Annotated in this window: 19 protein-coding genes and 1 pseudogene; 2 read left to right on the plus strand and 18 right to left on the minus strand. The window is 35.2% G+C overall.

Annotation, left to right across the window (positions count from 1 at the left end; all coding sequences use genetic code 11):
* Positions 1–48: 48 nt before the first annotated feature.
* Positions 49–1,065: pseudogene (locus RV15_RS13700) on the plus strand (LacI family DNA-binding transcriptional regulator); the annotation flags it as partial.
* 75 nt (positions 1,066–1,140) lie between these two features.
* Here the strand turns inward: RV15_RS13700 and RV15_RS13705 are convergent.
* The 18 genes from RV15_RS13705 to RV15_RS13790 all read right to left on the minus strand — a co-directional run bounded on the left by RV15_RS13705 (position 1,141) and on the right by RV15_RS13790 (position 21,017).
* Complete coding sequence (locus RV15_RS13705) at positions 1,141–1,650, minus strand: DinB family protein (protein ID WP_071878587.1); 510 nt, start codon at positions 1,648–1,650, stop codon at positions 1,141–1,143.
* A 198-nt stretch (positions 1,651–1,848) separates the two neighbouring features.
* Positions 1,849–3,288: a 6-phospho-beta-glucosidase gene (locus RV15_RS13710; RefSeq protein ID WP_071878588.1), complete on the minus strand. Its 1,440-nt coding sequence runs from the start codon at positions 3,286–3,288 to the stop codon at positions 1,849–1,851.
* A gap of 30 nt (positions 3,289–3,318) precedes the next feature.
* On the minus strand, positions 3,319–4,629 hold the full coding sequence (locus RV15_RS13715) for a PTS sugar transporter subunit IIC (protein ID WP_071878589.1): 1,311 nt from the start codon (positions 4,627–4,629) through the stop codon (positions 3,319–3,321).
* A gap of 194 nt (positions 4,630–4,823) precedes the next feature.
* Positions 4,824–5,579, minus strand: coding sequence for a MurR/RpiR family transcriptional regulator (locus RV15_RS13720; protein ID WP_071878590.1), 756 nt, complete (start codon positions 5,577–5,579; stop codon positions 4,824–4,826).
* Between the two features lie 48 nt (positions 5,580–5,627).
* Positions 5,628–6,557, minus strand: a complete 930-nt coding sequence (locus RV15_RS13725) for an ROK family protein (protein WP_071878591.1) — start codon at positions 6,555–6,557, stop codon at positions 5,628–5,630.
* A 254-nt stretch (positions 6,558–6,811) separates the two neighbouring features.
* Positions 6,812–8,581, minus strand: a complete 1,770-nt coding sequence (locus tag RV15_RS13730) for a DNA-binding protein (protein ID WP_071878592.1) — start codon at positions 8,579–8,581, stop codon at positions 6,812–6,814.
* Between the two features lie 265 nt (positions 8,582–8,846).
* On the minus strand, positions 8,847–9,605 hold the full coding sequence (locus RV15_RS13735) for a hypothetical protein (RefSeq protein ID WP_071878593.1): 759 nt from the start codon (positions 9,603–9,605) through the stop codon (positions 8,847–8,849).
* 291 nt (positions 9,606–9,896) lie between these two features.
* Positions 9,897–10,631: a GntR family transcriptional regulator gene (locus RV15_RS13740; RefSeq protein ID WP_071878594.1), complete on the minus strand. Its 735-nt coding sequence runs from the start codon at positions 10,629–10,631 to the stop codon at positions 9,897–9,899.
* Between the two features lie 123 nt (positions 10,632–10,754).
* Positions 10,755–12,113, minus strand: a complete 1,359-nt coding sequence (celB, locus tag RV15_RS13745; protein WP_071878595.1) for a PTS cellobiose transporter subunit IIC — start codon at positions 12,111–12,113, stop codon at positions 10,755–10,757.
* A 5-nt stretch (positions 12,114–12,118) separates the two neighbouring features.
* On the minus strand, positions 12,119–12,616 hold the full coding sequence (locus RV15_RS13750; RefSeq protein ID WP_071878596.1) for a hypothetical protein: 498 nt from the start codon (positions 12,614–12,616) through the stop codon (positions 12,119–12,121).
* 475 nt (positions 12,617–13,091) lie between these two features.
* Entirely contained in the window at positions 13,092–13,352 is a 261-nt protein-coding gene (locus RV15_RS13755; RefSeq protein WP_071878597.1) for a hypothetical protein, read from the minus strand.
* A 26-nt stretch (positions 13,353–13,378) separates the two neighbouring features.
* Positions 13,379–13,642 carry a hypothetical protein gene (locus tag RV15_RS13760; RefSeq protein WP_071878598.1) on the minus strand — a complete coding sequence of 88 codons (264 nt, stop codon included), beginning with the start codon at positions 13,640–13,642 and terminating at the stop codon, positions 13,379–13,381.
* Positions 13,643–13,657: 15 nt separating this feature from the next.
* Positions 13,658–13,969 carry a hypothetical protein gene (locus tag RV15_RS13765; RefSeq protein ID WP_025873694.1) on the minus strand — a complete coding sequence of 104 codons (312 nt, stop codon included), beginning with the start codon at positions 13,967–13,969 and terminating at the stop codon, positions 13,658–13,660.
* A 19-nt stretch (positions 13,970–13,988) separates the two neighbouring features.
* A complete protein-coding gene (locus RV15_RS13770) occupies positions 13,989–15,347 on the minus strand; it encodes a Tle-like phospholipase domain-containing protein (protein WP_071878599.1) in 1,359 nt (452 codons plus the stop codon).
* Positions 15,347–15,859, minus strand: coding sequence for a hypothetical protein (locus RV15_RS13775; protein ID WP_071878600.1), 513 nt, complete (start codon positions 15,857–15,859; stop codon positions 15,347–15,349). The genes RV15_RS13770 and RV15_RS13775 overlap by 1 nt, the downstream gene beginning before the upstream one ends.
* A 478-nt stretch (positions 15,860–16,337) precedes the next feature.
* Positions 16,338–17,228: a helix-turn-helix domain-containing protein gene (locus RV15_RS13780; protein ID WP_071878601.1), complete on the minus strand. Its 891-nt coding sequence runs from the start codon at positions 17,226–17,228 to the stop codon at positions 16,338–16,340.
* Positions 17,229–17,991: 763 nt separating this feature from the next.
* On the minus strand, positions 17,992–20,103 hold the full coding sequence (locus RV15_RS13785) for an alpha-galactosidase (protein ID WP_083429192.1): 2,112 nt from the start codon (positions 20,101–20,103) through the stop codon (positions 17,992–17,994).
* Positions 20,104–20,177: 74 nt separating this feature from the next.
* The gene (locus RV15_RS13790) at positions 20,178–21,017 is read right to left on the minus strand and encodes an AraC family transcriptional regulator (protein WP_071878626.1); all 840 of its coding nucleotides are present in this window, start codon (positions 21,015–21,017) and stop codon (positions 20,178–20,180) included.
* Between the two features lie 168 nt (positions 21,018–21,185).
* Between RV15_RS13790 and RV15_RS13795 the strand changes: the two genes are divergently transcribed.
* Positions 21,186–22,526: a glycoside hydrolase family 32 protein gene (locus RV15_RS13795; RefSeq protein ID WP_071878603.1), complete on the plus strand. Its 1,341-nt coding sequence runs from the start codon at positions 21,186–21,188 to the stop codon at positions 22,524–22,526.
* Positions 22,527–22,536: the final 10 nt, after the last annotated feature.

Below are 22,536 nucleotides of genomic sequence, written 5' to 3' on the forward strand. Positions count from 1 at the left end.
ATATGAGTAAATATCAAAGAAAAATGAGAACGATTACTCAAGAGGACACGATCTATGAAAAACTATTCTATTAAAGACATCGCTGAAATCGCAGGCGTTTCTGTCGCAACTGTTTCGAGAGTTATTAATGATAATGGACGTTTTTCTGAAGAAACTCGAAAAAAAGTCTTAAAAGTCATTGAAGAAACTGGCTACAAAATGAATTACAGTGCTAAAAACTTACGCATGAACAAATCATTCACGATCGGCATTTTAGTACCGGACATCAGTAACTATTTCTTTTCTGATGTTGTTCAGCAATTAGAAGAAATTTTATTTGCTAAGGGCTATTCCACTATTATTTGCAATACATCCCGAAGTTCCGAGAAAGAGCTGGCATATCTACGTATTTTAGAAGGGAAAGGCGTGGATGGCTTGATCGTTATTTCTGGAGCCGAGGCATTTGAATTTGATTCCTCTGGGGCTGAAAAGAAAATCCCTTATATTTGTATCGATCGGGAACCAAAAAAGAAAGAAGATACTATTTTTATTTCATCTAATCACTATCAAGGTGCTTTTGAGAGTACAGAAGAACTGATCCATGAAGGCTGCCAGCATCCTGTTATTGCGATGCATAATCAAAAATCAACCAGTGCTAAAGAGCGGTTGAAAGGATTTAAGGATGCATTGAAGAAAAATAGCATTTCTTTCAATATCAAACAACATTTGCTTTCTATTGATATTGAAAGTGTAGATTTTGAACAAGATTTCCTTGCTTTTCTACAGAAAAATCCAAGTATAGACGGGATTTTTTCTATAAATGATCTCATTGCATTAGAATTAATGCTGAGTTTGAAGAAAAATCATATCGCTGTACCGCAAAAAATAAAATTAATTGGTTTCGATGATACGGCTTCTGGAAAATACACAACACCAACTCTTTCATCGGTCAAACAAAATACGACTTTAATCGCGTCCCATGCAGTGGAAACACTACTAGAATTGATCAACCACAAAGGAGAATTAGGCAGGCAGATCGTCGTGCCCGTTTCGTTGGTTTTAAGAGAGTCTAGTAGGCAATCCTAAATAAACAAAGAGAAGCTCTGCCCAGTAAAAATCTTAGGTAGAATTTCTCTTTTTTTATTCATTTGCAACTAATTACTACTTACCAATAACCAACCTTCTAGTATAAACAGCTTGACCTGAATGCATCACCGCATCATCAATAGCCGAAACAATTCGAGCCTGACGTGTCACAACTGGCATCCAGTTCGTATCTACAACATCAGTCAGACTTCTTTCATCCACATTTTCTAAATAAGTGTTCGTAAAATCAACACTTGCAGTAAGATAATCTAAAAGTAATTTTTTATCTGTTACGACAACTTTAGCGGCTTGTTCAGGCGTATGGCGCCAATCTTGTGTATCATCTGGTAAATCCAAAGCAAACTTTTCACTCCAACCTGACTCTAGCCACAATGGTTGCGTATTATTAAGCTCTGAAATTTGATAATCAAGTTCTTTTGCAGTATGCCAAATCAACCATGTAACTGATTTGATCAAGGGTTTCGGCATCGTGTTGGCTTCTGCTACGCTCATTTGATCAAGAGTTTCTTCAAAACGTTCTTGCGCTCTCTTTAACGTATCAATAGTTAGTTGTGTGATATTCATCTTAGTCCTCCTTCTATAATTCTGTTTCCGTCAACTTAGGCATCTACTACCACTCTACTACAGTGATTATCTAACATCAAACTTTCTTGACTATTGTTTAGAACGTTCAACTTGATAAAAAGCCTTTTAGTCCATTCATTTTTTGACTAAAAGGCTGATCTATCTGCTTATTTATTATCTTAACGTCTATCCAGTTCTCTAAATCTCTTCACCATTTGTTTCAATAACCTTCTGATACCAATCAAACGAATCTTTTTTTAAACGTTTAAGTGTCCCCTTACCTTCGTTATCCTTATCCACATAAATCATACCGTATCTTTTTTCCATTTCGCCACTGCCAAAGCTTACAATATCAATGATTCCCCAAGGTGTATAACCAATAACTGGAACACCATCTTCTACGATAGCTTTTTTCATTTGCTCAATGTGTTTACTCAAATACTCAATCCGATAGTCGTCATGAACAGTATTTTCCTCTGTTAGTTTATCATATGCACCAAAACCATTTTCGACAATAAATAACGGTAGATCGTAACGTTGATAAACAGTATTTAAGACATAACGTAGTCCGACTTCATCGATTGGCCATCCCCAATCAGATGCACTTATATATGGGTTTTTCACTATTTTTGCATTGGGAATATCTTCTGTTGCCCAACCTTCAATGTCTTTAAGCGTTGAGATTGTACCAGACATATAATAACTAAAACCGATATAATCGACTGTTCCTTCTTTCAAAATAGCTAATTCCTGCTCGCTGATATCAATTTGGTAGTTCTTACGTTCCCAATATTTTGTCGCATAAGTGGGAATTTTCCCACGAGCATGAATATCATTATAGAAAAATCTTCGCTCATTGGCCTTTACCGATGCCATCATATCTTCTGGATTACAGGAATACGGATAAACAGGAACATAGGCCATCATACAGCCAATTTGGAATTTAGGATTTATTTTCTTCCCTTCAATCACAGCCGCTGCACTAGCAATTAGTTCATTGATTCCTGCTTGGAAAACAAGTTCTTCTTTCTTGTCTTCGTCTTCAATGATCATCGCTGAATTGGTCCAAACGTGTAACGGTTCTTGCCCATCTGCTTGGTTGTTGATTTCGTTGAAGGTCATCCAGTATGTGACTTTGTCTTTATAGCGTTCAAACACACATTTAGCGAATTTTACAAATAATGGAATCACTTCCTTATTGGCAAAACCACCGAACTTCTCATAGATGTAATAAGGCATTTCAAAATGGGACAGCGTAATAACGGGTTCGATTTCATTTTCTATTAATTCATCAAAGAGGCGATCATAATATAATAATCCTGCTTCATTTGGTTCTTCTTCAATTCCTTTCGGAAAAATACGACTCCATGATATAGACGTTCGCAAACATTTTAAACCTAGCTCTTTAAAAAGCTTGATATCCTCTTTATAGTGATGATAAAAATCAATCGCTTCATGGTTTGGGTAATATTCTCCATCGAGAACACCCTTCGTTATTTTCCGAGGAATTCCGTTACCTCCTGCAGTCATTACATCGGCAATACTAGGTCCTCTTCCGTCTACATCCCAAGCTCCTTCTGCTTGATGAGCGGCAATTGCGCCGCCCCATAAAAAATTATCTCCTATTTTATTCGTCATAATACGGCTCCTTTAATAAAAATAATTCACTTATAAATCAATTTTTTGTGCACGATTTGATGCGATAACAAATGGTAAATAGATCCCTACAGAAACCGCTAAACAGACAACCCCAACCAATGCAGCAACTATATTTCCACCTGTCCCTAAGAATAGATTAATGATCCCAGGTGTAGTCCACGGGACACCAATTGCCGGTGATGGCATAATCGGCCAAACGACCGTCACGAAGTAACCGATCATAATATTGACCATTGGCACCAATATAAAAGGAACGATCAATAACGGATTTAACACGATCGGTAACCCAAAAATGATGGGTTCATTAATTTGAAAAATACCTGGAACTAATGACATCTTGGCAATTTCACGTTGTTCTGGGCGTCTAGAGGCAATAAAGATCGCAATGATCAAGCCCATTGTCATCCCTGTCCCCCCCATATTTGCAAACATATCATTTAAAATGCCCCACGTTTCTTTGTAAGGAACATCCCAAAGTGAACCACCTTTATTGATAAAATCTAGATTGGCTAAATCTTGTTCCGTAAAAATAGCAGAACGAACGGCATTTAACGTATTTGGACCATGAATACCGATAGAAAATAGCAAGGTTTGAATAAAGGCTAATAGCATGACTCCGACAACATTTCCTCCAAGATCACGTAATGGACTTTGAATTCCTTTGTAGATCAGTTCGTTCACGCCTTCTGGTGCGATCATTAACACTAAAAAGTTAACAATTGCTGAGATTCCCACTACGATCACAATTGGTATCATACTTGAAAAAGAACGAGATACAGCTGGTGGAACCATTTCCGGCATGTTAATTTGCAGACGCTTTACTTTAAAAAGCTTTGGTAAAAATTCGCCCACTAAGCAACCTACGATCATAGCAACAAACAAGCCTTGTGCCCCTAGATACTGTGTACTGATGACATTCAAGTCATCTGCATTAAATGGTTTAGGATACAAAATCATAAAGCTAGCGATACTTGTCAACCCGACTAACGTAGAATCTGCGTTAAAATGTTTCGCTAATATTTGAGCCACAAGATACGTGATAAAGATACTCATGATATTGATGGTTCCATTTGCCACGGAAGACAACACTTGCTGCGCGCTTTCTAAATTTGGAAAAACACTGGATAATCGTAATAATTGCACGACAAAACTGTCATTTGAAAATAAAATATTGTTAACTAAAATAACAAGTGATGCAGAAATCGTTAATGGAAAAATCAACATAAAAGCATCCCGAACAGCTGCGATGTGGCGTTGATTATTCAGCTTTGTTGCAATCGGAACTAATGAACGATCAATAATATCATTAAATTTTTGCATAGATAAAACTCCTTTCATTTATAAACGTATTATACATAAATTATCTCACTAAAAAGTAAGCGCCTCCTTTTTAAAAATAAATTCTTAGAAAATAGAATAAATTCCTTATACGGAACGACCTGTTCCTGATTTTAAACAAAAAAATTAACTAAAGTAGGATTTCACTCTAGTTAATTTGTTGGAGCATATTCTATTTACTCATTGCGAAAATCTTTAAGGTAGCTAATCAAAGTTTCTAAAATGGCTATTGAAGGTAGCTGACTAGTAAGATCTAGAAAAATATCTTTGCGTTCTTCTTTGATTTCGTACTCAATGGAGTAGTCACAAAGTTGAGCAAGCGTGCTTTTCTTGTTTAGCGTAATACAGTACTTTTTGACACTATTTTTATCTTCTAAGCCCGCGATAACTTCTATCAATTCTTTCGTTTCACCAGATACACTTAAAAATACGATGGCATTTTTTTGATTCTTGCGTAAAAAACTACGAATAGGATACGTCAGATCATCTAAACTAATCGACACATACCCCAAATTCGCTAATTTTCTAGCTATATACTGTGCAATTGCACCCGAGGCACCCATACCCATAAACAATATAAAATCACTATCACGTAAATCTTGTGCCATCTTTTTGATTTGATATTCTACATCTGGATGAAAAATCCCCATATTAAGGGAATTCACCCGCTCTTCAATGCCAATGTGTGTTTTATTTTCTTCTTGACGAACATTATCTAAATGGGACTTAATATAAAACCGAAACTCTGGAAAAGAATGAAACCCGATTTTCTGAACAAAACGAAAGACAGAGGTTGAGGATACATGTGCACCATCAGCAATATCCCGAACACGCATATAGGGGATTTTATCTAGATTATTCACAACAAATCGATAAATTTCTTGTTCTACAGAGGACAGGTCATTTAATTTCAGATAATCGAATATCGCCATTTATGTTAATCTCCTTTAGTTCGTTAAGAAAATTATACCATAAAAAATTTATTTACTGACAACTTGATGAACTTGATAGACAGCCCCGATCAGACCTGCGTCATTTTTTAATTTCGTTGGCATCACAGGTGCAATCGTCTTGCCTCTTAAATAGTTGATAGCCCCATGATTTTTTTCCACTTCCTCCAATGTTTTCTGAAGTTCTCTGTGAAACTGCTCGTTTGCACTCACTCCGCCACCAATTAAAATAGCTTCTGGATCAAAGCAGCTAATCAAATTGACCAGAGCGACTGAAAGATCTACATAAAATTGTTTCGTAATGGCTACTGCAAGGTCATCGCCGCTTTCAGCTAAGTCAAAGATCTCTCTTGCATCACTAATAGGAATAACTGTTTCTTCATTTTTTTGTTGCGCTTCATTGTATAGACGAATCAGACCATCAACGACAGATGCCCGCCTATTAATCGATACCGACTCAAGATTGCCCGTTTCTGGTAATTTATCGATCATCATCCAACCAAATTCGCCAGCCATACCATGAGAACCACGATGAACCTTCCCATTAATGACGATCCCGCCACCAACGCCCGTACCTAAGACTAGGCATAAATAATTTTCCATATCGATTGCATTTCCGATCCATTTTTCTGCTATGGCAACAGCATTTGCATCATTTTCTACAGTGACAGGTAGACCCGTTAACTTCTCTAGCTTTTGTTTAAAATTTTCGCCATATAAAGGTCTGATCGCACCAGCCGTTAACATAAAGCCATCTTTTTGGACAATCCCTGGCGCACTTATGCCAATTCCTTTTATTTGGTAGTCGGCTCTGGCATCGTCAATGATTTTTAAAAGATTGGCGTAGAATATCTCAGGCTCGTATTCTGTCTCAATGCTTCCTTTTACTAAAATATTGCCGCCTTCATCCAAAACACCATATTTAACCGTCGTTCCCCCTATATCAAATCCTACGTACATAAACGTAACTTCCTTCACTGTTTATTTGAAAGGTTAAAGATAACGCCTTCATTTGAACAGTATTGTATCATATCTTATTGAGGATTTTTTTCCTTTCCAAAGCTAGTTGAGCATTTTTCTATCGTTCAGAGCTTTTTTTATAAATGACAAAAACAACCTAGAGGACCTTTCTACCTCTAGGTTGATAGCTACTATTTTACAATAGAGCAAAATAGTTTAATTTAATAAGGTGGATTTCGAGTAACCAGATATGACTATTCTAAGCCTTCAATCACAAGATTTTCAATACTAGCAGCTTTCGCATCGGCTGCAACTACCGCTTGAAACTCAACCTTGTCTCCTTCTTTTAGGAAAAGAGCCATTGGGCTGTTATTCGTTGTTACACTGTAGATTGTTTTCTCATTTTCTAATAGGAAGGAAACAACCGTTTGTGCTTCACTAGCGACAATCGTGATGCGGGAAACAGTTCCTTTGATCTTCTCTAAATCGGCAGCATCAGTACTTGTATTGTTACTTCCTTTTGTTGCTAATTCAATTCGATATGCATCTAGTGCATTTTGTGCCGCATCTGCATCTACCACAATATCATTGTCTACAGCATTGACATACACATATTTTTTGAAGATCCCCTTACTGTCCATTAAAGAAACAATCCAGGTTGGCACGCCATCGATATTATAAAGCACTGGCATACTTGCTTTCCATTTTTTCTCTGGATAAATCTTCGCTGCAATCGAGATGGCGCCGTCACTATCCATGATTCCTACTTTTGTATCACGATAATACGTTACCTGACCTGTCCTTGCATTGATCAAGGAATAACCTAAAGCGGAATCTTGCTCCTCATCCCCACTTGTAAAATCTGTAAAATACAATAATTGACTACCTTCTTTATTCATCATAGGTGTGATTTGACCAGATGCATAAATGCCATTTTCTGTTGGGATTTTAACATCTTTTTTCGCGCCAAACATCGTTTGATTCCACCAGCCTTGGCTATAGCGACCAAAGTATTCATTGATACTATTCGCCGCAGAACTAGTGATCGGAGCATCTACAAATTTTGGTGCCTCTTTGCTATCATAGACTTTGACTTCACCCGTTGTCGCATTTAAAACAGCTGTTTTAAATTCATTGTAGTTCATCCGACCAGAAACACCATATTCTTTGTATAAAGTTTGAATATAAAAAGGATTTCCTTTGTCATCAATCTCTAAATTAATTTTTCCTGTCGCCGCATAATCTGGATAGGCAGCATAAATTTTACGTGCAGCATCTTTACTAAAGTAAGCAGATGGCGTATAGATAATTGGTTTTTCGACAAATTTAGGCTGTGCATTAATATCTGTTGCACTGATAATAAAATAGCCTGGAACTGCCCCTAATTTCGACCATTTGAAAAACCCATTAAACTCTACTGTGGCAACATATACATATTCACCATTGACAACTTGCGCCGTAATACCATCTAAGGTAAACATATTGGAGTTTGGAATCACAGAGAATTTTTGCAGCATCTTCCGCTTAGCCGTTTTTGGCGCAATCGCAATAGGTGTTTCTTTGGTAGATGTTAAAACCTCTGCCTTTTCTTCGGTCTTCAACGGAATAGTTTGGTAAACATCATCAATTGCCGTTACCCTCGTTACAGAACTTACAATGAATAATAAAACCATCGCAGCAATACTGATTCCTAAAATACGCCCAGACCAATCATTCACGGTCTCTGCTACAACATTTTTGCGCCCATTATGCAATACCTTCGCAGAAGCCTTACTAATGGAGCAACTGAGCAGTAACAAGCCACTTGCAATAACAGCTCCAATTAGATTAATCCATAAAATGGTTGAAAGAGTCTTACTAGGTAGTGCCACAAATAAGAAGCCACCCATTAAGCATAACTCAACGAACATTAGAACAATTGTCCCTTTGCTATTTCTACCTTTTCTAGCAATGAGACTTACACCATTTGCAACTAAAATACCTATACCAAAAAACAATGTTAACCCGATAAAATTTAAAAACATCTTCTTCCTCCTTTTTATTTCGAGATAAAAAAAACACTTCCACTTTAAAGTAGAAGTAGCTTTAATGATTGATTTAATTATACAGGATAGAAATTTCACTTACAATGTCGATTGCTAAAACTTCAAGTTCTTATGCAAATTGAACACTGTGGTAAACTCCAAAAATGAACTAAATCTGATTATTACAGAGAAAGTAGTGATGTTTTCACCTGTCTCAATCGATCCTGTCTCAACAGGTCACAGGACTTCTTCAAAATCGATTTTATCATCCAAAAAGCTTAAACTTCTTTTGGATTAATCTTCCTGTTAGCCAAAACGATCCAGAAATAATATTCCCTTCCCTAATCTCTTCAGTAACAAGTTCCGGATCAGCGACTACATCAAATTCGCCACCTAGCGTTTTAACTTTTGCATAATAGAAATACTCATCTGAATAAGGGTTTCTGAGCTTTTCAGCGGCCAAGACCCGACCACCAAACAGCCCCATAGAACTCGGTCTACCTCCTTCTTCGTCTCCCTCAAATAAACCTGACGGAATAAAAAACTCACTAGCAAATTTTGGTTCTGTTTCTTGCGCCTTATTATATTCTTCTTCATCAGTATAAACACTCAGCTCATGCGCAAAAGCCGCCAATTGCACTTCTTGTATCACAGGGTATTTTATTTTCTGAGCTGCAATATCTGGCATATCAAAGACAAAGGGATACGCAAATGCCCCATCTTCGCTCGGCTCTGCCTCACTGTAGACTCTTCCATCTAATAGCGTATCTGTAGGATCTTCAATTTTTTCAATTAAGCGGACAGTTGAAACAGCCGTTCCTTTATAATGTGGGTTTAAGCCAATCATCTCACCTTGCGTATTTAACTGACCCCAAAGTTCGATTCCATTCCCCATTTTTAGTAGAAGGTAGGTCCCTCCATATGCCTTGATTTTCTTCCCCGATTCAAATACTAAATTTGCATATTTCATAAAATCGGCTTCAGATGAAACAGGTATACCAACTGTTGAAAAATGATTGACCATTTTATTTTCTCATTCCTTTCATTTCAAAAACTATCAGTTCATTCTATCATAGGCGAAATGATGGAGGGAAGAAACTTTTTAATTCCTATCTATCAAAATTTAAAGGACTGCACCCTCTGCAATTCTATTTTCGAAAAGGAAGAATCTAGTGTAAACTACTTTCTTTCCACTACTAGCTTTAAAGAAAGTTCTACTATCTCACTATAAGGTAACAAGCTGATTTTGAGCCTAAATTGCTCAAAATCAGCTCTATTCACTCATAGGACAAGCCAGTTCAGTTGAACTTTTTTATCAGTATGTTTTTTTAAACATAAATAACTCGGCTTTACGATAGTCATAACAAATTTTTGAAAATGCTAATAACCTTCCTGAACTTAAAAATGTGTCATCTCGCACCACCAACGTAGGAGCGCCTACAGCCAATTTAAAAAAACTTGCACCAGGCTCATAAAGAGGTTCACTACTAATGACTTTATCAATAAAGCCTATTTTTATATTTTTGTCCTGTTCAAAATAGTTAAAGACAGAATCGTACAGTGATTCTTCTGGAATTTCTTTAATAATTGACTGTAAAAAATAAGACTTTTCGGATAAGTATGGTTCGTCATCAAGTGTCCGCAAACGATTAATCTCAATCAATTGAACACTTTGAGCCAATTCATTATTTTTAGGTAAAAAATCAGCTTCTGCCACGCTCACAATCCGATGACTAGCTTCTATAGTTTTAATCGTTCGGCCAGGCCGTGCCATTTCTTCTGTTATTCCAATGTTATTTTGTAAGTTCAGTACTTTTTCATGGCGTTCTGGACGGATAAAAGAACCAACACCTTGCGCTTGATAAATAACCCCCATATCACCTAGTTGCGCCAAAGCTTGACGTAATGCATAACGTGACACATTATAGTAGGTCCTCAATTTTTGCTCACTTGGTAACTTTCCATTTTCATCCGCCAATTTGCCATCCTGTATTTCCTCAATCATCTCCTTGACTAATGTTTTAATATCAAGTGGATTCTTGCTTTGCATCTTTAGACACTCCTTTTTATTAAGCCTAGTGAAGCTTATCTGATCACGCTACCTTATACCCGCTCATTAAAATAATACCTTCCTTTTATTATGCTTTCAACTACTTCTTTGTTCCCTCAGATACTACACATTTGTTACAGTAACTTTCGCTTGTTCATCTTGATACAATTTCCTATCATAAAATTTAATAAATGGGAACCAAATTACAAATGCCACAGCTGCGCAGACGATTGCCAATACAAAAGCTCTCCAATCACCGCCTGAACCAATAAACCCTGATAATCCAAGTGGGGTTGGCCATGCAACTTGTGCTATCGGTGGATTAACCATACCGAATTTAATTGCAAAATAAGCTACCGACATTGAGCTCATTGGCGCCAAGAAAAACGGAATCGCTGTATACGGATTATATACAACAGGCATCCCAAATAAAATCGGCTCATTAATATTAAACAACGATGGTACAACTGCCGCCTTACCTAAAGCACCTAACTGGGCTGATTTTGCAAAAAATGTAATGAAGATAACCATCCCAAGTGTGGCCCCTGAACCACCAATCGTTACAAAACTATTGTTAAATTCACCCGCAAAAGGAAGGTTCGCTCCATTTTGATTTTGAACCATATTTGATAAAACAATCGGTGTTAAAAATGAAGTAACGATTGTTGCACCATGAATCCCGACTATCCAAAGTGCATGCATTAAGAAATAAATAACCAATAATCCAATCCAGGTATTAGTCAAATTCGTTACAAAACCAAATGGAATAGCGATCATTTTAAATATATCTGTTCCAAGAGCAACTAGTATGCCATTAATAATAATAACAGTCAATGCAATCAACACAGTTGGAATAAGTGCTGTAAAAGAATTTGAAACACCTGTTGGCACAGTTTCAGGCATCTTGATCACCCATTTACGTTTTACACATAAAGCATAAATTTTAACAGCAATGATCGACATAATGATTGCTGTAAAAATACCTGTTGTGCCTAGCCGTGTAACACCGCCTGACATTTCCCAACCATCAATAATTTTTTTATCATCTGTCACCACATTTACTAAAGTAGCAACACCACCATCAAAAATCAATTCCGGTAGACACATAAAGTAAGCCATCATAGATAATAATGCCCCATTCATAGGGTTTAGATTGATTTTCTCTTCTTGCGCTTGAATTTTTGTATACTCATAACCAAAAACAATACAAAAATAAAGGGCTAAAATCCCCATAGTTGCCATATTACCAAGCATATACAAGCTCTCAACTCGTTCAAACGAAATTTCCCATATTCCTTGCAAAACAGGAAAACTCTGAGGCAAAACAGCAATAATCAGAAACATTGATCCTACAATTGTAAAAGGAATTGAGGCCATCCCAGCAGCCATTACGCCACGGACAATTCTAAACTGGGAAATTTTCCCCATAGGTCCCATTAAATAGTTATTCAAAAATTTAAATAGTTTGTTTTCTGAATCCATGTTTATCACCTTTCTTTTTTTACATTCTTTTCAAAAATTTCCATATGTTTTAAATAAGCATCTCTATCATGTTCAATCTGCCAGACACGCCATTCGACAATTATACCCACAAGACTTCCCACAGCAAGACATGCAAGTAACAAGCCACGCCCTTCACTATTGATAAACGGAAAAAGTAACTGTTGATGCCCTATAAGAATTGTTATAATTCCTAACAAATTACTAAAAATTTGTATAGCGTATCCTGTTTTGGTAATGAACAACTGATTCGACGGATGCCAATATTTGGTGGTCTGTTCAATTATGATAGCGATATCAATTATAATTAACAACAACGGTAGAATAATCCAAATACTTAAAGCTGAAAAAGACAATATACTCCAATATAAATTGACAAAGAAAAAAAATGCAGTAATGTAGCGAAATAGCAGAAAGCGATTGAAATAGATGCTTTTTAACTTAGATTGTTTAATTAATTCTGTTTCAGCTGATATATTTTTCATTTTACTTTCCTTCCTTTTATGTCTAATGAAGTCCACACACCGTCTCATATTAAACCTTTTGCATCACCACTTCCTTCAGAAATACTAGCAACACAACTTGTTCGAACAAGTAAAGATTAACATATTATTCTAATTATGTAAACGCATTCTTTTTTTATATTTAGATAAAAAATACTGTTGAAAACATATTTCAAAAAATAGAAATGATCTTTTGAAGATGAGTTTAGATGATTAAGATGAATGAATATGCAATAGAGTAAGAAACTTAAAAGATAATTTTATTGCATAATACTTTATTTAGACATTAAATGTAGTAAGTAATCCTGCAGCGTTTCTTTTTTGATCGATAAGATACAATCAATTTTAGTATCAAACATTTTATTCCCTCCTTGAAACACAAAAAATAGAACAACCACCATTGATGATTGATCTTCATGAATATAATATATAGTTATTTTTAAGCTAGATACATTCCTTACAACTGATTTACATCGGTTTCCTTAATGACATGGAATTCCGGCCTTATTTTTTCGGGCGTATTCTCGTATTTCCTATCCCAGGAATCAATCACTTTTTGCATTTCTTTTAAAGTTCTCTCTATTTCTTCAAAGTGTTTATTGGCTTCTTTTTCTGTTTTCAACTGGCTTTCTAAACTTTTGAGTTGGGCATTCTGTCCAATTTCACGAATCTTTTGACGTTGTTCTTCCTTGCGCAGTTCTAATTCTTTATCATCCACTAGAAACACACCTTTTTCTATTTCAATTAAAATTTATCTAGCATTTTTCCTTGTTCATCTAAAACTTGTGTTACTTTCTTTCCAAACTGCCCTTTTACTGTCTCCCCTAGACCACTTGTTGCAGAAGTAATGGAATTTTTTGCACTTTCTGATTCCGTTTCACCAGATTTTTTTGTTTTTTTCACAAGACTACCTTTTTTTTGAACAAGTGCCATTGCAGTGGCTTGAGCGCTCATTTTTTGTAAATTCTTTTTATATTCTTTTAATAGTTTTTCGATTGCTTCTAACACGTAATCATGCTCCTTTTACGGTTTAGTTTGTTCTTGAAGTTTTTTTCGATAGGCTTGTTCTGCTTCGTCTTCTTTTAACGAAAGGGTCCGTTTCTCTCTGTCTAATTCTGAGAAAAAATCTTCTTCAAGACGTGATAGTTCACGCCTTGCCCATTCCATAGGCTCATTTGTTTCACCAAATCGTTGTACTTGCCGTTGCATTTCAGAATAGGTATCATTCGTTGCTTGTTCCGCTTGTCGCCTAATTCTTGTCAATGCGTCAGATTCTTCTTCAAGTTGTCGTCTCGTTTGTTGATAATCCGCTAATGCTTGCTCTTCTTGATCCATACTCGTATCTCTCCCTTTTTTAGGCGAGTTGTTTCGCTAATTCTTGGTCTCGTTGAACTAATTCACCTATTTTTGCAGTAATATCTTTGGTTAGGGTACTAAATTTACTACTCATTTGATATGCTAAACTTAGTTTTTCTTGAAATTTTTGTGAAGGGATCGTCACCATTGTTTGTTCCGTACAACCCATTGCCTGCATAGCATCTAAAACTTCACCATAAGATAAGTCAGGACAATTACTTTGAATCGTTGAACGTCCTTCTTGCCACATTTCTTCTAATTCCCTAACGGCATCTTTATAGAGCTTTACGACGTTCTCCATTGCCATGTCGAATTTTGAAGATGCAAGCTTTACAATAGTTAGCGCTTGGCTATCGTCTAAATAGATTTGTTCATTTCCAGATAAACCGCCACCACTAGCGGTTAATTTTTTACGTAAGACATTTAATTTGGTAAAACTATTGATTTGAGTTTGAAGCCACTCATTTTCTTTTTTTAAGCGTTGATACTCTTTTTTACCACCCATTTTGTCTACGCCATAATGTTCTAATCTGCGCATTTGCATCTTATTTTCAACGATGCTTTGCACTAAAAGAGTTTGTTCAATCGAAATACCGCCATTCAAATCTGAATAAACCACGATATCGCCGTATTTGTTAATATAATTCCCTTTTTTATCTACTTGAAATTGATCTAATGAATGTCCGGCTGTTCTCCACCAAGGGTTATCGATACCGATACTCAAAAAAGGGATTTTTTTCCGTCCGTCTGTCAACACACCACTTGTCACGGCATCCGTTGTATCGAAAAGATTCACAATCGTTCCTTTATACTGTTTAATCTGTTCATCCGTTAAACCTGATCCAGCAGCACCATACGTAAACGCATTGTATCCTAGTAGCACTGCAACATAAATGGCTTCTGCCCCACCTAATGAATGTCCAGACGTACCGATGGTAAAGCCGTCTTTTTTTGGATATTTCCGTTCAATTTCTCTGGCATATTCTACAGAGGTACCAAAAGCCCCTTCAGGAGCTTTTGCGCCTAGAAAAATTTCACCAACGTTTGTTTGCCAATCTCGTTTACTTGATGTCCCTGCATAAACAATTGTGACGTCTTTTTTTACGACTGACTCGGGATAACCAGGTACATTTTTTAAATCGGGATTCTCTTTATTTTTATATTCGTCTTTGATTTCAGCTACAGCCATAGCCTGCATACTATTCTTTCGAGGTGCCTGGTCTATCTTCAAACTATCTTTGTTTGTATCAATGGTATCCAAAACAATGTAATCAGTGTTCTTTATCCGTGTATTTTCTCGAATTTCATTTTTTTCAACACCATAAACGTTTTTAGAAAGAATTCTATTTTGATCCATTACTTAATACCTCCATGATAATAAATAATCAATGTTTCAGGTAGAGGTAAGTCTGACGGCTTGTTTTTCTTCTCTAAATAATAAGGTCCCTCACCGGAATGACTTCCTACCTGATAAATCCATTCACCTGTTTCAAATAGTTTAGTATCAAGTGTTGTCTCGTTTTCATATACATCGTTAATGACATATGATACATCCAATCCTTTCATTGGTCCGACAGAAAACCCTGTAAATTCTATCTTTTGTATATCAGAGTATTCTTTGATGTTATCTAATTTATCAAAGTATTCTTGCTCAGTTATAGTTCCTTTTCCTTTGTCAAACTCTTGATAAATTATAGCCACTTTTTTTTTATCTCTTGTATATAGTTGATAATTATTATACAAATAATTAGCTAAATCTGTTTGAATATCATGTAATTCTGCTAAATCTTTTTCTTTTTTCATATACCATGCTCCTCCAATGACTACTAAAATGATTATACCTAACGCTATGAGAGTTTTTCTTTTCATCTTTTTCTCCTTAAAGTAAGAGTAAGCTAACTATAACATAGTCATTTAATTCATAAAACCATGTAATAACTGTATCTAAAATTTAAAAGTAATGTTATTAAAACATCTAGGTAGACATAATCCTGATTAACTACAGTAGCGTCTGTAGCCCCTATTAAATACAAGCTTTTACTTGATAAATTTAGCTGAAAAGCGTCTGTCAGACACTCAGTAAAGTTCCTTGACAAGTTGTGAATTGTTTTTTTGTTTCTGATACTGAAGAACTCCTTCGTTTAGTTTACTCTCTTATTATTTTCCAATAAGTATAGTTTAACAAAATAAAGAGTAAGAATACAGACCATTTGGTAAAAAGTAATTTCTCATGAGAAATAAAACAGCGTATGACTATAAAACTAACATTATTTACAATTTGAGTGAAAAGACTATAAATAATGTGGTATGCTAATAATGGTTGATGGTTTTTCTATCCGAATATAGGTTACAGATCAGCTTGAATAAAGATCGGAATATCTTTGCTTTCTGAAAGGATCGAGTGAACTTCTCGCTCAATACTTTTCGCAAAATTCCGTTCTCCAAGCTTCGTTAATAAGTGGATATAGTCGTAAATATTTTCTTTATAACAATCGTCACCAGTAATTAAATAGCTTGTTAAATTATCCAAGTACTGAATAACTAATTTGTAATCAAACGTAAGATTGCCTTCTTTTGTAGCGGCTAATCTTAAATAATAACGACTTGCCTCATATTCTTTTTTGCGTAGTAACGTTGTGATTAAATTGTTAATCATGTTTTTTATAAATTCTGTTGTCTCCACATTTCTGACTTCAATATCTTTAACAGGCAACGCTTTTTTAGCTAGGTGCTTGATTTGCTTATTGTTAAATAGAAAAATTGTATTGGATAATACAGCGTAATCATACTGAAAAAAATACTCTTTTTCCATGAGAAGTTCATAGATTTGGTTTAATTCTTCTTGGCTTACAGGAGAAATTTCTTTCCAAAAATTGGAGAACAATGTTTTTATCCCGATAAAATTTGCCATTTCTCTAAGATGCATTTCTTTAGAAAATGTTAATTGGTTGTAGTAGTTAAGTAACTTCTTTTTATTGGATTCATCTATTGGACTATTCGCACATTGTCTAAATAATTTACGAAACTTTTTTTGTTCCATACTGTCTTCTAAATATTCTGAAAATTCTTCTAGTGGAACAGAGAAGCGTTCTAAAATATCTCTTAGTTCAGAAAATCTTAATACTTTTTTTCCTGTCTCGATTTTGGAATAGACGGAAGTATCTGTATAGGTAAGTATATCTTTTTGCTTTAAATTTCTATTTTTTCTAAAAAAATAAAGTGCTTCTTCTACATTCATTCTAGTTTCACTTCCTTTTGTATAATCATAGCACATTATTACATATAAAATGTTTGAAATATCCTATTATTGAAAGGAGGTATTGCCATGATTACAGTTGCTACTGCGGTTGCTATTTCTGTTTTTATTTGGGTTAATGTTTAATTTGATTAAACCGCAATTATCTGAGATAGCTGTTTAGCCAATTCATAAGTAGACTCTTGTATCTTTTTTTGATGCAAGGGTTGTTTTAATTAAGTAACGTCTAATATTAAATTTTAATTTGAGATCCAAGTCTATTCTTTTAGATTGGACAATCACAATAATAAAAATGATTTTTCATATTGATGACTACACATAATTGTTTAGCATTGATTTCCTTGATTAAATCCATTGATTTGTAAGTAGCTCAGTTTCATTTCTGCCAACTTACTTTTTCATTGATAACCTACCATCTTCTCCTTATAATTTACTCATTCACTTCCTTCGTGATACAGAGCCCTCCCCTATTATCAATTATTCTAATTCCCTCTTGATGCACAAAAATAGATCAATCACCGAGTAGCGATGATTGGTCTTCACAGGTATAATGTATAGTTATTTTTAATAACATAAGACAGATACTTTGAACATCTTTGAGTACCTTCACTTGCAGAAGTAAAAAAGCCACCAAAACTATATAGTATTTTTTAGTGGCTACAATTACGTATTTATTTCAAAACATAAATAAAAATACTTTTTTATCTTATATATCAGCTTAACTTTGATTCCAGATCCTAAAACGTTACTCTTCTAATTTTTTCAAATTTATCTTCTGAACAATAATATCACCTTTGGTATTTTCCAAAGCTAGACCGCAGTTTGCTAACTCTGAACCTGAGTACACTTGCTTGGTCCTTTGCTCTTGGTAAAGACTTTGACTATCAAGAGCAGGGATTTTGATTAATAAGCTCAAATCATATACTTGATACACATTGCGGAATACATAAATAATGGCTTGTTTTTTATTCGCGAACATCCAAACACAAGTATTGCTCTCAAAAGGAGAGTGCAGCCTATAAAAAGTTCCTTTCATAATAAGTGCTCTTTCCTGTTTGTAGTCTTTCAAATGTTTACGAATGGATTTTTTTTCCTCGTTTGACATCTGAATAATATCCATTTCATAGCCCATATTTGTGGAGGAAGCCAGAGCTGCTCTGGTTTTAAAGGAGACGACACGATTTGTTTGATGATTAGGTACATCAGAAACATGACCTGTTATAGATGAAATCGGAAATAAGTAACTAGCACCATATTGAATTTGCTGCCTATCTAAACCGTCGGTATTATCACTGATCCATGTTTGTGGAAAATAAAAGAGCATTCCTGGATCTAACCTACCTCCACCACTAGAACAATTCTCAAAAAGAACCTCAGGGTAAGCATTCGTTAGCTCGTTGACAATGCGGTAAAAACCTATCATGTAACGATGACTATATTCGGAAGATTCAAAAGTTTGGCTCTGCGAAAAAGGGTCCGTCATATGCCTATTCATATCCCATTTAATATAATTTACACCCCATTCAGTGATTGCCTTTAATAATGTTATGATAATAAATTCTTGGACGTCAACGTTTGTAAGATCCAATACATACTGACTTCTACCAAGCAACGGCTCGTAGTTTTTACTTCTCATGACCCAGTCGGGATGTTTTTGAATTAATTCCGTATTTGGAGAAATCATTTCAGGTTCAAACCAAATACCAAATCCAACATTCTTTTGTTTTGCGTAATCAACCAATGGTTTGATCCCCTCGGGAAATTTTTCTGTGTCTACACTCCAATCACCTAAAGATGTTTTACTGCTATTTCTCTGTCCATACCAACCGTCGTCTAATACTACCGTTTCAAAACCTAAATCACTAGCAGCATCAATCAATTTTCTTATCAATTTGTCATTCACATCATAATAAGTCATTTCCCAACTATTAATAAGAATAGGGCGATCTTTACTTTTCCAAGCAGGATGAATTAAATGATTAGTGAAGAATTGATGGAAACTTTGAGAACTGCCGTTAAATCCTTGATCGCTGTATGATAGAAGTGCTTGAGGGCTATAGAAAGTTTCTCCAGCCTCTAATCTCCATGAAAAAGTCTCACTATTTAAACCAATTTGTATTCGCAAATGATTGTATTGGTCTCTTTCTAAAGCAATCTCGTGATTACCACTATAAATCAATGTGATTGCATAGACTTCCCCTTGAAATTCGTTTGCATCTTTTGATAAAGCAATAAACGGCGGATATTGTGGGCCACTCGCCCCTCTGGAACTTCCAATTTTAAATAAGCCATGTTGAATCTTGCTACGATTCAACTGAAATTCTTTCTGATGAGTACCGTAGAAAGTCGTAGCAAGCTGTTGATCATATCTAGTATCAATTGAAGCACTCAATAATTTAGTTACTTTTAGAGACTGAGTGCCAACATTTTTTACTCTGGATGAACGGACGATCACAGGTGAATCTTCAAAAATTGTATAATACAAAGCCAGCTCGATTTCAGCAATCTGATCATATAAATAAATAATCAGGGTTTGAGCTTGTTCGTCAGTGTTTCTAGCATGAGGTAAATCTGTTAATTCAATTACCCCATTTTGGATTTCATAGCTCTTGTAGCAAAATCTAGTAATCTCATCGGCATTTTCTTGCTGTATCTGTATAGCAGAACTTCTGTAATCTCCTTGGTGAGAAAAAGGTAGCTCGAATGGTAGAAATTCCGGAGATATTTCAGGCTTCTCATTGTTAGGTGTCGCTGCAAAGGTTCTTTTATTCAAAAGTGGTCGATTGCTAAAATGATAGCCTGCTAATTTTTTACCCCAATAACGATGAACTAAGTATGAGTGTTCAACAATTTCCATAATATAAGTAATATGATTATTCGATAAAGTAAACATATTATTTTCTGAGTTGAAGCGAATGAGTTCCTGCATGATTAGTTGTGATCCTTTCTGTATTTTGTAGGAGAGAGTCCCAGTTCTTTTCTAAAAAATTTGGAGAAGGAAAGTGCGTCAGTAAAGCCAACAGAGCCTGCAATTAAGTTAATTGGGTCATCACTTTCCGTCAGTAATTTTTTTGCCTTATTGATCTTTAAGTTAGTTAAATATTTCTTGGGTGAAATGCCGATTTCTTCTTTAAACATTGCGGATAAGTAATTAGGATGGATACCTACGGAATAGGCTATATCAGAAATTTGAATATCATCATGATAATGTAGCTCCATATATCTCATTGCTTGAAATGAAGGTGAGGTTTCATGATTATTCACAGCTTCTATCCCGCATTCTCCTAAAAGGGTACCGACAATGTCATACATAATACCATTAATTCTAAAGTATGAAGCAAGTGTATTTTGATTTAGTTCAATAATTTCTTCAATTCTTTTTTCATAAAAAGAAGCATCTGAACAATCCATGACAAAACCAGATGTGCTCGATTTAATCAACGTTTGAACAAAATTTACTGATTCTATCCCGGTAAAACCAATCCATGAGTACTTCCAAGGGTCTTGTTTATTTGCTGTGTAAGTTGAAACGACGTTTGCAGGAACGATGAAGAGTTGATTCTCATGAACTTCAATTTGCTGATTTTCTATTTCTAACAGCCCCTTGCCCTCCTTTACAAAGTGAATAAAATGATAGTCTCTTCTTTTGGGACCATAACTATAATTAGGTTCACAATATTCAATCCCGCTGTTGTACAAAATGAAGTCTGATATACTCTTTTTCGAAAAGTCAGTAAATTTATCTGTATATTCTCTCAAATTATTATTCATGTACTTATTATACATGGGAACGCTTAACAAACAATGTCTATCTTAGAAATTCCCATATATCCATTAACTTTTTCCATATTCGAAATGTAATAAAGGATGTTAAGATTTCATCAACCAAGGTTATGAAAACGCATTAATGAAAACTATTTTAAGGAGGGTTTATAGAATTTGGAGAATAAATATAGGAATTCTTTCCATATAGAGCCGGCAAAAGGATTATTAAATGATCCTAATGGATTGATCCAGTTTAAAGGGAAATATTATTTTTTTCATCAATGGAATCGATTTGAAACTAATCACTCTTATAAAGAGTGGGGATTATTTATTTCAAAAGATTTAGTAACATGGGAAAACCAAGGATCTGCTATTTTACCGGATTTAGCGAGTGATAAAGATGGCATCTATTCGGGAAGTGCTGTGGAAAAAGATGGAGTAATGTATCTTTTCTACACTGGAAATAGTAAAAAGTATGGGAAAAGAAGAAGCTATCAAAAAATTGCTTATTCTGAAGATGGAAAAACCTTTATTAAGAAGGAACAAGCTATCGAAACCCCAGTTGGTTTTACTGAGCATCATCGTGATCCTAAGGTTTGGGAAAAGAACGGTAAATGGTGGATGATTGTAGGAGCACAGTCGGAAGAAAATATAGGCGCTATCACATTATTTGAATCGAGTAATTTGAGTAATTGGCAATTTCAAGGTGAGTTTTATTCAGATCAATCATTGGATCAGATGTGTGAGTGTCCGGATGTATTTTCTTTAAGTCATGATGTGGATATATTAACCTTATGTCCTCAAAAAAGAACCCCTATTGAAGATACTGACTTATCACTGTCTAGTTATGCGGGATATTTAGTTGGGAAAGTGGACTACAAAAAAAAGAAATTTGTCGCAAAAGAAGAGATTCAAAAATTAGACTATGGGTTTGATTTCTACGCTGCACAAACGTTTGAAGATGACAAAGGACGGCGTATTCTAACCGCTTGGATGTCTCGAATGGAAGAGGAAGAAGAAGCTTGTTGTCCGACTGTTACAGATGGGTATATACATTGCTTAACAATGCCAAGAGAGTTGAAGTGGAAAAACGATTGCCTTTACCAATTACCTTTAGAAGAGTATCAAGTACTACGAAAAGAAAAAAGAGAATATAAAAACAGTTGTCATTTGATCAAAAATCAAAACAACACATATGAGATAATGATTGACTTTACTGAATGGATCAATCACTTTTCAATCACCTTAAATTCAGATATGAATTCGATTAACTATACTAATGGACGATTAGAAATTAGCCGAATTAATTGGGTTTCAGGAGAATGCGAATCGAAGGAATTTGAGATAAGCTCACTTTTTAAACTTCAGATTTTTAATGATAATTCAACGATGGAAATATTTATCAATGATGGAGAATACGTTTTTTCAATGAGAACATTTAGCAATCATTTCAATAGAGATGCATATTATCAGAATTTAGGTCACAACGGATCAGTTATGTTTTATAATTATTGAGGAGGATAAC

It is taken from the genome of Enterococcus silesiacus, assembly GCF_001886225.1.
GTDB lineage: Bacteria > Bacillota > Bacilli > Lactobacillales > Enterococcaceae > Enterococcus_L > Enterococcus_L silesiacus.

Bases quoted from the DNA above. Each gene is read 5' to 3' on its own strand.
- RV15_RS13710 (WP_071878588.1), bottom strand. From the start codon at position 3,288: ATGACGAATAAAATAGGAGATAATTTTTTATGGGGCGGCGCAATTGCC.
- RV15_RS13765 (WP_025873694.1), bottom strand. From the start codon at position 13,969: ATGGATCAAGAAGAGCAAGCATTAGCGGATTATCAACAAACGAGACGA.
- RV15_RS13775 (WP_071878600.1), bottom strand. From the start codon at position 15,859: ATGAAAAGAAAAACTCTCATAGCGTTAGGTATAATCATTTTAGTAGTC.
- RV15_RS13770 (WP_071878599.1), bottom strand. From the start codon at position 15,347: ATGGATCAAAATAGAATTCTTTCTAAAAACGTTTATGGTGTTGAAAAA.
- celB (WP_071878595.1), bottom strand. From the start codon at position 12,113: ATGGATTCAGAAAACAAACTATTTAAATTTTTGAATAACTATTTAATG.
- RV15_RS13785 (WP_083429192.1), bottom strand. From the start codon at position 20,103: ATGGAAATTGTTGAACACTCATACTTAGTTCATCGTTATTGGGGTAAA.
- RV15_RS13750 (WP_071878596.1), bottom strand. From the start codon at position 12,616: ATGAAAAATATATCAGCTGAAACAGAATTAATTAAACAATCTAAGTTA.
- RV15_RS13705 (WP_071878587.1), bottom strand. From the start codon at position 1,650: ATGAATATCACACAACTAACTATTGATACGTTAAAGAGAGCGCAAGAA.
- RV15_RS13715 (WP_071878589.1), bottom strand. From the start codon at position 4,629: ATGCAAAAATTTAATGATATTATTGATCGTTCATTAGTTCCGATTGCA.
- RV15_RS13740 (WP_071878594.1), bottom strand. From the start codon at position 10,631: ATGCAAAGCAAGAATCCACTTGATATTAAAACATTAGTCAAGGAGATG.
- RV15_RS13780 (WP_071878601.1), bottom strand. From the start codon at position 17,228: ATGAATGTAGAAGAAGCACTTTATTTTTTTAGAAAAAATAGAAATTTA.
- RV15_RS13730 (WP_071878592.1), bottom strand. From the start codon at position 8,581: ATGTTTTTAAATTTTATCGGGTTAACATTGTTTTTTGGTATAGGTATT.
- RV15_RS13735 (WP_071878593.1), bottom strand. From the start codon at position 9,605: ATGGTCAATCATTTTTCAACAGTTGGTATACCTGTTTCATCTGAAGCC.
- RV15_RS13790 (WP_071878626.1), bottom strand. From the start codon at position 21,017: ATGAATAATAATTTGAGAGAATATACAGATAAATTTACTGACTTTTCG.
- RV15_RS13720 (WP_071878590.1), bottom strand. From the start codon at position 5,579: ATGGCGATATTCGATTATCTGAAATTAAATGACCTGTCCTCTGTAGAA.
- RV15_RS13725 (WP_071878591.1), bottom strand. From the start codon at position 6,557: ATGTACGTAGGATTTGATATAGGGGGAACGACGGTTAAATATGGTGTT.